This window comes from Paenibacillus sp. SSG-1 (assembly GCF_002224835.1).
In the GTDB taxonomy this organism is placed as follows: Bacteria; Bacillota; Bacilli; order Paenibacillales; family Paenibacillaceae; genus Paenibacillus_AQ; species Paenibacillus_AQ favisporus.
The window spans coordinates 2,688,877-2,704,012 of record NZ_MBRK01000001.1 but is presented as its reverse complement, the minus strand read 5'-3'; the positions used below and the strand labels follow the sequence as shown (position 1 = coordinate 2,704,012).

16 protein-coding genes are annotated in these 15,136 nt (G+C 51.4%); 6 read left to right on the top strand and 10 right to left on the bottom strand.

What is annotated here, in order from left to right:
- The first annotated feature begins 64 nt into the window (after positions 1 to 64).
- From BCV73_RS12505 to BCV73_RS12495, 3 genes are read left to right on the top strand one after another with little or no spacing between them, the layout of a single operon-like run.
- Entirely contained in the window at positions 65 to 646 is a 582-nt protein-coding gene (locus BCV73_RS12505) for a TetR/AcrR family transcriptional regulator (protein ID WP_076165412.1), read from the top strand.
- Between the two features lie 26 nt (positions 647 to 672).
- A complete protein-coding gene (locus BCV73_RS12500) occupies positions 673 to 1,440 on the top strand; it encodes an electron transfer flavoprotein subunit beta/FixA family protein (RefSeq protein ID WP_089547344.1) in 768 nt (255 codons plus the stop codon).
- Positions 1,441 to 1,467: 27 nt separating this feature from the next.
- Positions 1,468 to 2,442, top strand: a complete 975-nt coding sequence (locus BCV73_RS12495; RefSeq protein ID WP_089547343.1) for an electron transfer flavoprotein subunit alpha/FixB family protein — start codon at positions 1,468 to 1,470, stop codon at positions 2,440 to 2,442.
- A gap of 136 nt (positions 2,443 to 2,578) precedes the next feature.
- On the opposite strand, the gene BCV73_RS12490 is transcribed toward BCV73_RS12495, so the two are convergent.
- Together BCV73_RS12490 and BCV73_RS12485 are read right to left on the bottom strand one after the other, a co-directional pair.
- Positions 2,579 to 4,252 carry a DUF4091 domain-containing protein gene (locus BCV73_RS12490; protein ID WP_089547342.1) on the bottom strand — a complete coding sequence of 558 codons (1,674 nt, stop codon included), beginning with the start codon at positions 4,250 to 4,252 and terminating at the stop codon, positions 2,579 to 2,581.
- A 94-nt stretch (positions 4,253 to 4,346) separates the two neighbouring features.
- On the bottom strand, positions 4,347 to 5,099 hold the full coding sequence (locus tag BCV73_RS12485; protein WP_089547341.1) for an MBL fold metallo-hydrolase: 753 nt from the start codon (positions 5,097 to 5,099) through the stop codon (positions 4,347 to 4,349).
- A gap of 136 nt (positions 5,100 to 5,235) precedes the next feature.
- Between BCV73_RS12485 and BCV73_RS12480 the strand changes: the two genes are divergently transcribed.
- Positions 5,236 to 5,664, top strand: a complete 429-nt coding sequence (locus BCV73_RS12480; RefSeq protein WP_076165425.1) for an Lrp/AsnC family transcriptional regulator — start codon at positions 5,236 to 5,238, stop codon at positions 5,662 to 5,664.
- 88 nt (positions 5,665 to 5,752) lie between these two features.
- Here BCV73_RS12480 and BCV73_RS12475 read toward each other — a convergent pair whose 3' ends face one another.
- The 4 genes from BCV73_RS12475 to BCV73_RS12460 form a co-directional block, all read right to left on the bottom strand.
- Positions 5,753 to 6,952 (bottom strand): DUF4179 domain-containing protein, encoded by a 1,200-nt coding sequence (locus tag BCV73_RS12475; RefSeq protein ID WP_256992830.1) that lies wholly within the window; start codon positions 6,950 to 6,952, stop codon positions 5,753 to 5,755.
- The gene (locus BCV73_RS12470; RefSeq protein ID WP_089547340.1) at positions 6,927 to 7,511 is read right to left on the bottom strand and encodes an RNA polymerase sigma factor; all 585 of its coding nucleotides are present in this window, start codon (positions 7,509 to 7,511) and stop codon (positions 6,927 to 6,929) included. Before BCV73_RS12470 ends, BCV73_RS12475 begins: the two co-directional genes overlap by 26 nt.
- 217 nt (positions 7,512 to 7,728) lie before the next feature.
- Positions 7,729 to 8,211 carry a nitroreductase family protein gene (locus BCV73_RS12465; RefSeq protein WP_089547339.1) on the bottom strand — a complete coding sequence of 161 codons (483 nt, stop codon included), beginning with the start codon at positions 8,209 to 8,211 and terminating at the stop codon, positions 7,729 to 7,731.
- Between the two features lie 12 nt (positions 8,212 to 8,223).
- Positions 8,224 to 8,799, bottom strand: a complete 576-nt coding sequence (locus tag BCV73_RS12460; protein WP_089547338.1) for a nitroreductase family protein — start codon at positions 8,797 to 8,799, stop codon at positions 8,224 to 8,226.
- A gap of 560 nt (positions 8,800 to 9,359) precedes the next feature.
- Here BCV73_RS12460 and BCV73_RS12455 point away from each other — a divergent pair.
- Positions 9,360 to 9,923, top strand: coding sequence for an NAD(P)H-dependent oxidoreductase (locus tag BCV73_RS12455; protein WP_089547337.1), 564 nt, complete (start codon positions 9,360 to 9,362; stop codon positions 9,921 to 9,923).
- An 84-nt stretch (positions 9,924 to 10,007) separates the two neighbouring features.
- Here the strand turns inward: BCV73_RS12455 and BCV73_RS12450 are convergent, their stop codons facing one another.
- Complete coding sequence (locus BCV73_RS12450; RefSeq protein WP_089547336.1) at positions 10,008 to 10,367, bottom strand: winged helix-turn-helix transcriptional regulator; 360 nt, start codon at positions 10,365 to 10,367, stop codon at positions 10,008 to 10,010.
- A gap of 130 nt (positions 10,368 to 10,497) precedes the next feature.
- The gene (locus BCV73_RS12445; protein ID WP_089547335.1) at positions 10,498 to 11,328 is read right to left on the bottom strand and encodes a discoidin/SUN/FTP domain-containing protein; all 831 of its coding nucleotides are present in this window, start codon (positions 11,326 to 11,328) and stop codon (positions 10,498 to 10,500) included.
- Between the two features lie 426 nt (positions 11,329 to 11,754).
- Between BCV73_RS12445 and BCV73_RS12440 the strand changes: the two genes are divergently transcribed.
- Positions 11,755 to 12,693 carry a tyrosine-type recombinase/integrase gene (locus BCV73_RS12440; RefSeq protein WP_089547334.1) on the top strand — a complete coding sequence of 313 codons (939 nt, stop codon included), beginning with the start codon at positions 11,755 to 11,757 and terminating at the stop codon, positions 12,691 to 12,693.
- A 125-nt stretch (positions 12,694 to 12,818) separates the two neighbouring features.
- Here BCV73_RS12440 and BCV73_RS12435 read toward each other — a convergent pair whose 3' ends face one another.
- Both BCV73_RS12435 and BCV73_RS12430 read right to left on the bottom strand, forming a co-directional pair.
- A complete protein-coding gene (locus BCV73_RS12435) occupies positions 12,819 to 14,228 on the bottom strand; it encodes a sulfatase family protein (RefSeq protein ID WP_179231978.1) in 1,410 nt (469 codons plus the stop codon).
- Complete coding sequence (locus BCV73_RS12430; protein WP_076165449.1) at positions 14,221 to 15,108, bottom strand: AraC family transcriptional regulator; 888 nt, start codon at positions 15,106 to 15,108, stop codon at positions 14,221 to 14,223. The genes BCV73_RS12435 and BCV73_RS12430 overlap by 8 nt, the downstream gene beginning before the upstream one ends.
- Positions 15,109 to 15,136: the final 28 nt, after the last annotated feature.

Sequence of the window (15,136 nt, the reverse complement as noted above, 5' to 3'; positions counted from 1 at the left end):
TAAGATTAAGAAAAATGAATGAGGATTCATTCAGTTATTTGAATTCTAACACCGGGGTGGCCTGATGACAAGTAGAAAATTGGAAAAATATGAGTTGATTTTGGATGCAGCCTTAAAAGTAATCGCGGAGAACGGCTATCACGGCTCCCAGATTTCGAGGATCGCCAAGGAGGCAGGCGTCGCGGACGGTACGATTTATTTATATTTTAAAAACAAGGAAGATATCCTTATTTCTCTGTTTCAAGCCCGTCTCGGCAATCTGGTCTCCATGTTCAACAGCAGCGTTAAGGAAACGAATACCGCTGATGAAGCCCTCCGCAAAGTTTGCGAAATTCACTTTACCGAGCTCGAAAACAACATCAATCTGGCTTATGTGACACAGATCGAGCTACGTCAGAGCTCGCTAGAGCTGCGCAAAGCCATCGGGCTTGTCGTCAAGCCCTACATTCAGCTGATCGAGCATATCATTGAACAGGGGATTGCCGAGAAATCGTTTCGCGCAGACCTCGATGTCAAACTGACACGCCTGCTGATTTTTGGGGCGATGGATGAAGTGGTCACCTCCTGGCTTATCTCCGGCCGAAAGTATTCCCTTTCCGCTCAGGTGGATAAGACAGTTGAGTTTTTCTTAAAAGGTTTAAAATAACGCGTTTGAGAGAGGAGCTTGTCCGCATGAATATCTACGTTATGCTGAAGCAAACCTTCGACACGGAGGAACGAATCGTCATTTCGAATGGACAGATTTCCGACGACGGGGTCAAGTACGTCATCAATCCGTACGACGAATATGCGGTAGAAGAAGCGTTGTTGCAGCGGGATGCGCACGGCGGTACCGTAACCGTCGTCTCAGTAGGGCCGGAGCGCACGGCCGAGGCGCTGAGAACGGCACTGGCTATGGGCGCCGATGAAGCCGTGCTCATTGACGGCGACAGTATTCCCGGCGACGAGTTCAGCATCGCCACAGCACTGGCGGCCTATTTCGGCCAGCAGTCCGTAGACCTCATTCTCGGCGGCAACTTCTCTGTAGATTCCGGCGGGGGTCAGGTCGCTGTAAGGGTAGCCCACCTGCTGGGCCTGCCTCACGTTTCCTCGATCACGAAGCTGGACATTGCTGGCGGAAAAGCATCCGTGCAGCGGGACGCCGAAGGCGATACCGAATCGCTGGAGGTCGCACTTCCTGCGGTATTCACCGCGCAGCAGGGGCTTAACGAGCCGCGGTATCCGTCGCTGCCCGGCATTATGAAGGCGAAGAAGAAGCCGTTCCAGCGTCTCGGGCTTGGCGATCTTGGCCTGAGCGAAGCGGATGTGGCCGCCAAGACGAACCGCCTCTCCCTCACCCTGCCGCCTGAGCGCAAGGCCGGGCAAATCCTGAAGGGAGACCTTGCCCAGCAGGCCGCGGATCTGGTCCAGCTGCTGCGTACCGAAGCCAAGCTGATTTGAAGAAACCGATAAAAGGAGGAATCCCGAATGAGTAAAACGTTTGTGGTGGTAGCCGAGGTTCGCGGTGGCAGCCTGCGTCAGGTTTCCTTGGAAGCGCTTCAGGCGGCCTCTATTGCCAAAAATGAAGGAGACACCGTCACTGCCGTGTTAATCGGGTCGCAAATTACGACCCTCGCTGCAGATCTGGCGGGCTATGTGGATGGCCGGGTCTACGCCGTGGATCATCCCGAGCTGGAAATCTACAACGCTGAAGCTTATTTTGATGCCGTGCAAAGCGTGTTTGAACAGGTGACGCCTGACGTGGTCTTCCTTGGCCATACGGCACTGGGCCGGGATCTTGCGCCGAAAATCGCTGCCCATTTGGGTGCCGGACAAATATCAGACGTGACGGCGATCGAGCAGAACGGCGGCGAAGCGGTCTACACCCGCCCGATCTACGCAGGCAAAGCATTCGAGCAAAAATCGTTCACCGGCGGCCCGCAGGTCGTGACGATCCGCCCGAACAATCTGGCTCCAGCACCAAGCGTATCTTCGCCTGGGGAGATCATCGAGATCGATTACGCCCCTTCCGGCTCCCTCCGCTCGATCGTAAAGGACATCGTGCGCAAGACGTCGGGCAAGGTCGACCTGACCGAAGCGAAAATTATCGTTTCGGGCGGCCGCGGCGTCAAGAGTGCCGAAGGGTTCAAGCCGCTCGAAGAGCTGGCGGATGTGCTGAACGGCGCGGTGGGCGCTTCCCGGGCGGCGTGCGATGCAGGCTACTGCGACTATTCGATGCAGATTGGCCAGACCGGCAAGGTCGTGACGCCGGAGATCTATATCGCCTGCGGCATCAGCGGCGCGATCCAGCATTTGGCGGGGATGAGCCAGTCGCGGGTTATCATCGCGATCAATAAGGATCCCGAAGCGCCGATTTTCAAAGTGGCGGATTACGGTATCGTCGGGGACCTGTTCGAGGTCGTGCCGCTCCTCACCCGCGAGTTTCGCAAGGTGCTGGTTTAACGGCTCGTTGGACATGATGAAGCCCCATATTAAAAAAAACAAAAGCATTCGTCAGCCGGTCCACCACCGGCCTGACGAATGCTTTTTCCTTGTCTTGTCGTGTATGAAGCGGTGTTCAAAGGAACAACGCGGCAGCTCAGACGTTTGCCGAAGCTAAAGCTTCTTTAATCTTCCGGTTCACCCATTCACGCTTGGCGATCAGCCATTCCTCTTCCCGCGGGTAGCGGCTGAACGTGATCGGCTCGGGCAAATCTTCCTCCAACGCCTTCAGCACATTCTCCCTGCCGATTTTCGATTCGAGCAGCTGGAGTGCACGCAAATCCTGCAGCGCTTCGTTCATGACCTCAAGCCGGATCGATTCGACCGGCACGCCGCCAGGTCCCGGATACACGATAAACGGATCGCCTGACGGAAAAGCTTTGCCGGCATCGGTCGTCTCGTACGGATCGATTTCGCCTTTGGAGTATTGCGAATAATAGAAGTTATAACCCCAGTGCAAAAATCCGGCGGCATCAAACTTGTACAGCTGGTAACCCAGAATCCGATTGCGGGCCGAAGGGAAGCACATGAAGCGGTTAGCCACCTCTTTATATTGGGAACAGCAATAGTACGTCCAGAGCGGCTGAACGTTATGCTCCAGAAACGGCTCGATATGGTTACTGGCCGGAATAGGCGTTTTCACCAAACCATTTTCGAAGAAATCATAGTCCGACAGGGCGTCGATGATCGGGAATCCTTGCAGCAGACCGCCCAGCAGCTTGCTCGCATAGCCATAAGACTCCAGGTGATCCGCCCCGGGCTCATCGGAAATGTGGAAATAGCTTCGTTCCGACAGGTTATTGGCATGAATCCATTCCGTTAGCGCCGGAACAAACTGCTCCAGGAACAGACGATACGTTTCACCGGTGGCATCGGTCTCCCATCCGAAAATCTTCTGTAGATTTCCGTCTACGGATGCCATAATCTTCGGTGCATGCTTCGCGCCCCATTGTGTGAACAAATGGGAAAATTCAAAATAGCGGATGCCCTTCTCATCGCACAGCTCAACCCATCTTGCGAGCCGGTCAAAGCCGAACGCGTATTGGTCTTCTCCCGTGACGGTCACATCCACAAGCTGAACCGTCGGCCGCTCCCCGCCGACCTCGGTGTCCAGCGGCGGCGTAAAGACGGGCGTCAGAATCATGTTCATCCCATGCTTCACGGCCGTATCCATATATTGACCGATCACCTGCCAGTGCTCTTCGCTGAATACGTCCAGCTTGTAATAGGTCGCCAGGCAGTCGGTATGGAACCATTCGGTATGTATCAGCTTCTGGGGAGGCAGCTCCTCCGGAATCAGCTCCAGCTGAAAAGTCTCCACTCCGGCAACTTCCCCATCCCCGGATGCAAAACGGACGGTGATCGGATAGCTGCCCGCCGGCGTCTGACCGTTCGGCTGAAGCGTGATCCACACACTTTGCCACTCTCCCGGTACGGCCGAAATAGTTTGTTCTTCATCCAGCGGATACAGTGGATCCGGAAATAGTCCCGGCTCTGCACGCAGGACATGTTCATCGTGATCCGGATATACAGGAAGTCCGGACGGCACGAGGCCAACGCGGCGTACCGTTACCGGCAGTGCGGCCGGAGCATCTACGATGACCCTGAGATCGTTCACCGGGCCTTCCGTCCGGTAAGCGGCTTGAAAAGCATACGTTTCGTTGCTGAGCATCGACCCGCCGGTCACGGGATGTTCGGTTCCCTGTCCATCCGGAAATACTTTGGATAACGAGCTGAGAAGCCTGGTCTGAAATACTTGATTCTGATTCATTGAGCCAATGATCCCTCGCTTTCAAACGGTATGCTGTATCTTTCGCTGTCCGTCCCCGGCATCCTCTTTAAAAAATCCAAAAATAAATATTTTTTTAATTTGCAAACACTTCCCCATCTTCCGGAATGATTACCCTGCTGCTGTATCCCGCCTTTTCTATCGCATCTCTCAGGTCATCCCTTGTTACAAAGCAGTGATTGATCGCTTCCATGTGAACGGCAGCCACCCGGGTATCCGGATGATGGCGTAGAAGAGCAAGCACGTCATTCTCATCCATAATGATCGGATCTCCCGTCACAAAGCGGGCGCCGCCGGCGTTAACGATCGTCAGATCCGGCTGGTAAGCATCAAGCGCCTCTTCAACATCATGGCACCATATCGTATCGCCTGCAATGTAGACCGTCGGTTCGCCTTCGGCTTGAAGGACAAAGCCGCACACGGGCCCCATTTGTTTCCCGATTTCTCCTGTTCCGTGCTGACCTCCGGTACGGGTCACAGTGATTCCCTGAAACGTAACACTTCTTTCGACCGGCGTCGTGCGGGCAAATCCGGCTGCCCGGATCTCGCCTTCGTCCTCCGGCTGGCAGAATACCGCCGTCTCCTTGCTGATTTGCTTCTGGGCAGGCTCATCCCAGTGATCCGGATGCCGGTGGGTGACCAGCAGCGCATCCGGCTGCACGAGCTTATCCACCTCCACTGGCAGGGGTACCCGCGGGTTGCGCAGTTCGTTGGCGGTATTGATTACCGGCGGGTTGGCCTCCTTCTCGCTGAACATCGGATCGACGAGAAGAGTTACACCGGCATATTCAATAAACAATGTGGCATTGCGGATCAATTGAATTTTCATTTCCATTCACTCCCGGTTTGGTTTATGATTCTGTTATTCACGATACCAGTATAAAACAGGAAAACGTGTTCTTTACATAGCCTGACGAAACGATATTGGCAGCTATATTTTCACGGTGAAAGGAGTGAAGGGCAAGATGAGCAAACAAGATATCGATGAGATCGACCTTAAAATATTGCAGCTGCTGGTGGAAAATTCTCTTCAGTCCAACAAGGAGATCGGAGAAAAGGTACATCTCACCGGTCAGGCGGTGGGTGCCCGCATCCGGAAGCTCCAGGATCTGGAGGTGATCGAGGGTTATACGCTGCGGTGCAATCCGGGTAAGCTCGGACTCCAGGTCAGTGCTTTTATTACGGTCTTTATGAAATCCGCGGATACGCATGCTTCGTTCCAGCATTACATCCAGCGTACCCAGTCCATCGTGGAGGCACACCGGATCAGCGGTGAAGGCTGCTATCTCCTTCGAGTGCAGGTGCCAACCCCTATGGACCTCAATGACCTTCTGGGCGAGATGGTTCAGTTCGGCAATTATAAGGTCAATTTGTCCATCGGCCAGCTAAAATAGCCTATCAAAAAAAGAGCTCCCCATTCCTGTTCGAGATGGAATAAGAGCTCTTTTTTTGCAGAGTTTATAACCTTTTTTAATTTGCTTGTTACTGGACGACCGGAATCGTCATCTCGAGATCTTTATGATAAGTTTTAAGCGGTTCCCCCTTACTGTCGGAAACGATGGTCCAATCCTTTTTCACAGTCAATGTATAAGGCTTGATCGTAATGGAGGTCGGTGTTTTGTCAAACGGCTTGTAAGCCTCATCTTCATGATATTCAGTACCCGGGCTGCTGTTGAAGTATCCGATCATGTTCTGCTGCACCGGATTCCCATTCTGGTCCACGATATCGTAATACATTTTGCTCGGGCTTAAATCTCCTGTTTGCTCTGATGTCACAGGAACGCTGCCTTTGCTGTCCAGTACGAGTCGTGTCGTTATCGGCGTCAAATCCACCAGCTTGACCGTATAGCTGAAACCGCCGCTGCTTTGTGTTTGGTCCGGATGAAGGACGACGGCTCCTTTCGCCAGGTTTTTGACAGGAACGACGAATTCAAACGGTTCCTGGATGCCGGTGACGTTCAGTTTTACGGACATATCAAACGCTTCGGGCAGGTTTAGTTCGGTCAATCCTTTCGTCAATTCATACATGGCCATGTTTCGAATCCATTGGCCATCTTCCGTTTTGCCTACAGCGTCCGTGAACATACCGAAAAATTTGCTGTGACCTTGGATGTTGACTTCCGGCATGTAGATATACCCTTTTTTCTGCTGTTCCAATGGAACGGTTTGGATCAGGTTCCCCTTCTCATCCTTCGCCCCTGCCGGTGGATAAGGGGAGAGCATCGTATCGTCGTCCACGCCCTGACGTTCAATAGCGAACGCAAGCCGGGTTCCATCAAACATCACCTCTTTAATGCTGAGCGTCACCCCGTCTCTGGTTACACTCAAGTTCGGTGCAGTTGTCAGTCCTGTAGTGCTGGCCTTCTGCAAAGTGCTGTCCGAATTGTATTGGAACACACTGCCGATCCACGGCACGTTTTTTAAGGCATCCGCCATAACTGGGGATACGAAGCCACTTCCCATTACCACGCCTCCAAGCATAGCTGCAGCTGTTACGCTAATCGCCGTCTTTTTCTTCCAGGTTCCTCTTTCGATACGTTCGCTTCTGCTGGATCTACTCATCTCATTCAGCCTCTCCATAATTTGATTGGCGTAGCTTTCTTGCGGCATTTCCTTTTGCTTAACCGTTCTCCGCAAATGCGCCATCAGCTCTTCTTCAGTTAGATCTGACCATTCGTTCATGGGTTACCCCTCCTTTGATCTTCTTTTGCAGAATCAGTTTTTTCCGGACGCGTTCGAACTTTTTACGCAGGGTTGCCGGTTTGCAGTCCATAATCTGTCCGATCTCTTCGAAGCTGTACTGCTCCACTACCCGCAGAAGCACGAGATGCCTTTCTTCAGGCTTTAAACTCATCAGCAGCTCTTCCACCTCTGGTACGCTGTCCTTTTGGTGCTGATTCTCCAACTGCCGAATCTCTTTTTGGAGAGATAACGTCTTCTTTTGCCGGCTCTTCTTTCTGGCCATATCCATGCAATGGTAATAAGCAACTTTATACAACCATGAGGAGAAGGAAACCTGGTGCTCATATTTATGGATGGATTGATACACCTTGATGAAAATTTCCTGCAGCGCATCCTCCGCTTCCTCACGGTTCTTCAAAATGTAATAACAATACGTATAAATCTGACGCTCAAACGTACGGATGATGTCGGCAAATGCCTGCTTATCTCCTTGTTTGACGCTTTCTACGACGCTCTCGATAGGTTGTGTCGACTCTTCCCCGGGGTTGAGGTATTTCATGGCATCACCTCCCTTGTTGTCCCATCCTCACCCTGTATAACGTTTGGCATGCTGCCGAACGTGACATCGTTCCGAAATAAAAACGTCCCTTATCGGAAAACATGCTTTCCGGAAGGGACGCTGAGAAGGATTTGGATCTTTGACGTACTCCTTTGAACATTCCCCCAATTAGATGCATCAGGAGCGAAAAAGGTTATGAAGCTTGAACATTTACCAATCACAGTAACTCAAAGTTAAGATCCGGTGAATGAGCAGCGGTTACCGGCTCTATTGGTTGCTCCGGATAACCCAATTCCAGAACGGCGACGATCCGCTCCTCTTGGTGAACACCAAAACGATGGGCGGATGCTCGATCATAAATCCAGTCGTTCATCGTCATTCGGACGTGGAGATTGCTCTCCTGCACGAGCAGGTGAAGGTTTTGCACGAGGCAGCATGCAGCCGCGAAATCTTCTTCCCTTTTATGAGCATCGCGCTCTTCTTTAATCACCAGGATCAAATAAGCCGGCGCCTCCTCCTGTAATCCGGCCATGATGTCTGTGCTGCCTGACCCGATAAATATAAAACGCCACGGCTCCCGCAGTCCGTCGTTCGGAGCCCATACGGCCACATTTAACAGATCCAGGACATGAATTTCAGGAACTGGCCGATTGCTGTAGTTTAACGTATGTCCTGTATTTGTGATACCGGTGATGTTCATGGGTTCGCCTCCTTATCCCGATATGATCGTCCATTTCTTTTCTGCGCGTGTCCTGGCTCTCGCTTTCGGTATTTTGTCAAAATAGCCGAGGTGTAAAATTCCCACCAGTTTCTCCGTTGGTTTCATCTGGAAAAGGTGGAATAACTCCCGGCTCTGCATCATCGGCTCCGTGTCCCATAGGGTACCAAGCTGCCGCTGCCAGGCAAGCAGCTGGAAGTTTTGCATGATCCCGCAAACTGCAGCGTAATTCATGTCATTTGTCCTTCTGTCCTCGTTCGTACTGGCAATAACAGCCAAATGACCGGGTATTTCCGTTACTCTTTTTCGGACAAAATCCCGAATTTTTTCCGGCAGCCATTTGACCAGTTTGTTCTTCACCAAGGGCTCAAGCATGCAGGCAGCAAGGCGTTCCCTGGATTCCGCCGTTCCTGCATATACGTACCGGTAACTTGAAGCCTCGCCGGAAGGATAAGGATATAAGCCCTGCGCTTCGCGGAGCAGCTCCCGCACAAGTTCCTGATCCACCTCGGGAAAGGATTTAAACCTGCGGATGCTTCTGCGCTCTTGGATGATTTTCGCCCATTCCATGATTCGAACCCTCCTGTTCCTTCAGCCTTGAAAACCGCCTGTGATGTGATTCCCCACTCCTGACCAACGCATTACAGCCTCGCGAATCACTCGTCGGTTCCAAGTACTGCATCCCGGCTCGCTGTTTTGAGTTGGTTATAACCATTTGTTTCTTTTGAAACAATAAATGTACGTGAAAGGAATGCTCATCGTTCTGCCTTAAGCCTATTCATGGAAAGATGTACTCTTCAGAATCGATCGTTCCTTTTAAAGAGATAAATGTATGCTTCGGATAAAAAATTTGATTGTAACAGTTAAAATGCTTCCGATACTCTCAATTATTTATTCATATGAAACAATTTTATTGTATAGATTTATCCGGCCTCTGTCAATTCCGTTTTCATGCCTGTATCGGTCATGCAGCTTGGGTACGTTGACGTAAGTCGTTAAAAGGCTCTGTTCGACGCGGTTCACACTTACCATGATGTTAGTACCTGTACTAAAAGTGCGTACTTACAGCGTGGCGGGGTATTTTTTATACTCAATACGAAGTCATTATCGAACAAAGGAGGATCAATCCGATGAAAACCTTAGTCATCGTATCGCATCCAAGCATTGAAACGTCTGTCATTAATAAACGGTGGGTCCAAGAGCTTCATAAATACCCGGAAAAATACACGGTCCATGACTTGTACAAAGCTTATCCTGACCAATCCATTGATGTGGAAAAAGAGCAGCGTTTGGTGGAAACGCATGACCATTTGATGCTGCAGTTTCCAATCCAGTGGTTCAACTGTCCGCCTCTCCTGAAACAATGGCTGGACGAAGTGCTGGCATACGGCTGGGCTTATGGTTCGAACGGTGGCGACAAGCTAAAGAACCGCAAAGTCGCTCTTGGCGTCTCTGCAGGGATCAAAAAAGCGGATTACAACGAAACAGGCAGGTACAGGTATACACTGGAGCAAATATTGGTTCCGTTTGAAACGACCTTCCAGTACTGCAATGCGGATTATCGTTCGTTTTTTGCATTCTACGGTACGGAGAGCGAGCCTGGAGAAAATGTGCCGGGAGCGGAAGTCGATCAGCCTGCGGACGAATTGGAACAAAGCGCGCTGGACTATTTGAAATTTATCGACTCCCTCTAAACCGGCAAATGGATGTGGCGATTAAAAAAGAAGTATCTCCCTGTACGGGAAATACTTCTTCTAATGAGCCGAATTACGGGATGCCTATCGCTGAACAGCCTCAACGCCGGGAACAAAGTTATCCTCCCCCCACTCGCACATCAGATTCAGCACAGGGATGAGGGAAAGACCCCGTTCGGACAACGAATATTCGACCTTCGGGGGAACCTGAGGAAATTCCTTGCGTAAGACCAGGCCGTCCGCCTCCATCTCTTTTAACATGACGCTAAGTGTTTTAAAGGAAATGGTTCCGATACTCCGCTGGAGTTCATTAAAACGCATCACTTGATGTTCGGACAACCAATACATGATGATCATTTTGTATTTGCCGCCGATTAAGGACAACGTATATCCAAATCCGGTGTCTTTGAGCTTAACGCCGCCCGGAACACAGGTTTCCCGCACAGGAGCACCTTCCTTTCGCCAAGACGATCTGTCTCCATTATATAGGCTAAGTTCTTCAGCGTAAAAGGATGTGTAGGGAATAACGGCGGCTTGCCCGGTAAACGATGCTTATCCATCAAAAGGTGCTTACCTATATATTTCTGCCGTATGCCTCAATCTGCGTCAGGGCCGGAAACGGCGTCTCATCGCCTTTGATCAAGCGCTTGAGCACCAGCCATTCGACCGTGCGGGGAGAGATGTCAAAGTATTGGATGCTGCGGATTTTTGCAGGATGGAGCTGCTCCTCTGACCCGTCGGAAAAAGCAACCGTGACTTCTTTCCACCAGCTGTCATGCGGAAAATCGCCGCGCAATACAAGGCCCAGCCGGTCAAGCTGCACCTTACGACCGAAATCCAGTGTCAGCTCGGCATCCGGCTGCTGGTTAATTCCCCAGGATTGATACGGGTAAGAACCGTGGCTGTAATTGGCATAGACGCCATCGATGGCGTTGCGGGCAAAGAAGGTCGGGTCATTTCGGGTTTCGACATTCGCATGAGCATGCGGGAAAGCGCCAGAGTCCTGCTTCTGGTCATGAGGGTTTAAGGCCAGATTACTGTACTGGCTGATCTCATTCTCCGTCGCATACCGGGCAGTAACATAATGCTTCGATCCGGCAAAAGCGTTCTCGGGATACGCTCGTTTGTACGCCAGCGGAATCTCGTATTCCCATGTGGTTCCCTTGACATAAATGAAAGACGGATTGAGCGTCTCATCCATCTGAACCACGATATACGAATCCGGCTGTTCCATCGTGACTCTAAACTTGTCGCCCTCGGCGTACTCCACACGCTGGCAGGCAAGATGCGTAAACCCTTCTTCTTCCCGTTCCATCAAATGGACATGCATCGTTTGCGAATCGCTGTACTCCTCCGTCCTCACTTCATCTTGACGATTCAATAACTCGAGCTTGATTGTCGGCATCATCGTTCTCTCCCCATTTCAGAGTATCAAATGAACTTGATTGGATTGATATAAACTAATAAGAACATTATATAACGGTTCATATGAACGCTAAAGAGATTTTTTAAGATTATAGAATTTATAAATTTCAGCGAAGCTGAATCATTCTATAATCGCAAGAAAAACTTCAGCTAAACGCGGTCTGTCTTGTTTGAAGGTACGTCGATAGACGTTTTTCTTATCATCACCTGGTGATCCTTCAGCTTGATTTGGACAAGAAAATAATTGTAAAAGGTACGACTGACCCTGAATCGGCCTAAAATCCGGTCCCCCGTTTATTTGTGCCAAAAGCACCCTAATTCACAGCGTTTTTTGTTATACTAAAATTGCATTAAATCTATATTTAATGCAATTTATCTTTAAATCGATCAGGTGGGTGCCAAGCTGATGAAATATACGGAAGTTTTTGAGCAATATGAACGCGAAACGAAGCTGTTTGTTTCCTATATGAAGGATCGTGAATATTCACAAGAAACGCAGAATGCTTATTTTCATGATCTCAAGCATTTTTTGACGTCGCTGGACGGCAAAGCCGTTTCGGAAGTTTCAGAGATTGATGTAATGTATTTCCTGACCCGTGTGCGTGAGAGCGGCGCAGGCGCACGGTACCGCAACCGGTGCCAGTCGGCCATCCGCCTCTTTTATAAAGTCATGATTCGATTCAAGTTAACGGACCATAATCCGGCGATGAATATTGAAAAAGCAAAGGTCGAGAAGAAAAAACAACCTGTGTATCTTCAAAAGCAGTTTCTCGATGCATGCCTGGGACTGGTTGAAGGAAGATATATGATTCGGGACGTTGCGATCGTTGCCCTGATGGCCTATGCGGGACTTCGTGTCAGTGAGATCGTGAAGTTAAACATTTCGGACTTCGATCAGGAAGGGAACAACATCGGTGTGCTCGGAAAAGGCGGGAAATGGCGCTACATCCCCCTCCCTGCCGAAATGACCCACTTGCTGCAAACATGTCTGAGCGAGCGGATCCCTCCCCGGAATGCCAAGGAAACGGCCTTTTTTATTTCCCAATTCCGGCGCCGTATCAGCAAACGAATGGTACAGAGTATCGCGGAAAAAACCTTTCAAGCCCTGTTCGAAAAGTATCAGCATTTATCGGGAAGAACGCTGTCCGCCCATAAGCTGAGACACTCTTTCGCTACGGATTTGCTGCACAACGGAGCCGACCTGCGGACGGTTCAAGAGCTGCTTGGCCATGAGGATATTTCCACGACCCAGATCTACACCCACGTATTGGATGAGGCCAAAGAGCGTGCGATGAATAATATCCGGCCGGCCATTCCAGGGGAGTTGTTGAATGGACAAGCTTAAACGGGTGGCAGAATTTATTTGGGGAACGCAAAAAGCTCCCGAATGACCGACCTGAGCCGTACAGGTCTTATCATTGGGAGGATGAAGAACATTAGCTAATCTTGAGCCGATGGGGTCATCCGCTGCTAATCATTCAGCTTGGCCCCGCCCAGCAGCTGCCTCTGCATCCACTGGTTCGAGACGAGCGCATCCCCGTCCGCCTTTAGCTGATGATACAGCCGAGAGCGAAGTTCTTGCAGGATGCCGGCATGCTCCGCTTCGCTGACGACATTATTCAGCTCGCCGGGATCAGATTGCAGCTGATACAATTCGTCGATATCCGTTGGATTCCAGATGTATTTCCACTGCCTGGTCCGGATCATACGCTGCGTATACAGTCCGAACTGCTGACCGTTGTATGTGGATACAACCGCGTCCCGCCACGGCTCAGTCAGTCCCTCGCCGGCAAGCAGCGGAAGCAGCGATTTCCCCTGCAGATGGCCGGGGTTACATAACTCAAGTCCCAGGATGGACAGTAACGTCGGAGGCAGATCCAGAAAATTATACACGAAATCATCGCAGGTTTGCCCGGGCTGCCGAGCGCCGGACCAGCGAATGATGAGCGGCACCCGAACGACATCGTCATATAAAATATAGTGCTTATCCATCATGCCATGCGAGCCGCACATATCACCGTGGTCGGCGGTAAAGATGACCATCGTATTCTCTGCGGCCCCCGTGCGTTCCAGCGCATCCAGCACTTTGCCGATGGCATCGTCAAGCTGGCTGATCAACCCGTAGTACCGGGCAACAATGGGCGCCCAGTTATCCCATGTAAAATGCTCCACGCCCCAGCTGAGCTGCTGCTGCCGCTGGATGTACGGCTTGCCCGCCAATGAGTCCCTGAATCCTTCCCACTCCGGCATGTCAGCGGGATCGTACATGTCATTATACGGCGCGGACGGCCTGCACGGCAGGTGCGGTTCTGAGAAATGCAGCGCCATGTGCCAAGGCTCCCCGCTGGAATGAAGGCGTTCCAGTTCCGCGGCTGCACGGTCTGCAAACCAATGCGTCTTTGCGTCCTCCAGCGGAATGGGATTACTCTCGCCGAAGTATCCGTTTGTAAAATGCACGTCCGGGTACTTCTTCTTGGCATATTCGTCGTACTCCGCTTCACCGAGATACGAATGATATCCATAGGCCGTCGCATCGTAATCGGGATTCACACCCCATTTCCCCAAGTAGGCACAGGAATACCCGTTTTCTGCAAGCGTCCTCGCCCAGGTGTAGGCATCAGGAGGCAGCGCCGCAACAGGAAGCGCCCCGCTGAAGTTCCACAAGGCGCCAAACGTTTCCGGCCGGCTGCCATGGAGCAGGGACTGCCTCGCCGGGCAGCAGACCGGCAACACGGAATACGCATGAGAGAACGCCGCGCCGCCTGCAACCAGCCGGTCCAAATTCGGCGTGCGGACCGGATGCTTACCACTGTAGCCCACGCAGTCGTACCGAAGCTGGTCCGCGGTGATCAGCAGTACATTGGGACGCGGATTACGCATGTGCACCGCTCCTGAACTCGCTCGGTGAGCAGCCGGCATGCCTCACGAAGAGCCTGCTGAAGAATGACGGATCGTCATAGCCGACGCTGGCGGCCACGGCAATCACCTTCTCGTCCGATTCGGCCAGCATCCGCTTGGCCCGTTCAATCCGGATTTCATGGAGGACGTCGAATACGCTCTTGTGGAATTCTTCCCTCATGATGCGGTTAAGCTGGCGGGTACTGACGTTAAATAAACCGGAAAGGGATTGGAGCGTAATTTTTTTATCGAAGCTCCGCTCCAAATAACCGTAGATCCGGCGGGCTGTCATCACCCGGTCCAGCTGGCGCGGCGAAGCATAGCTTTTACGGCTGTGCATAAGCGCGTAATATCGAGAGAGGAGCACCAGCAGCTCCACCAGCTGAAGCTTGATCACCGTCGTATGCCCCAGGACGCGCGCTCCGATTTCCCGGATCATGCTGTCAAGCAGCGTAAGGACGGAAGCCGCTTCCTGTCCGAGCAGGTTTAAATGATGATTGAAACGGACGTCATGCTTCAGGAAAGGATGCACATAGAAGTAATCCATCGAAGTGGTAATCTCCAGCTCCCTGAGCAGGGCGTCCGAAATGAAGGACGGCATGAACAGACAGTTGATGATTTCCATCTTCTCTCCTTGTTCCACGTCATAGGCATGTATCTCGCCCGGGTTGATAATGAACACGTCCCCTGCCCGGATGTCATAACGCGTTCCTTGAAAGATATGACTCCCTTTTCCCTTCACAACGTAGACGAGCTCGACGAATTCATGCCCATGCTCGGCAAGCGATCCCTGCTCGGTCCGTGTGATCCAGAACGGAAATTCTTCCTTCATGTAGCCCCGGCTATTGAGAATTTCCTGCACACAGCAGCACCTCCTTCTGACCGTTAGC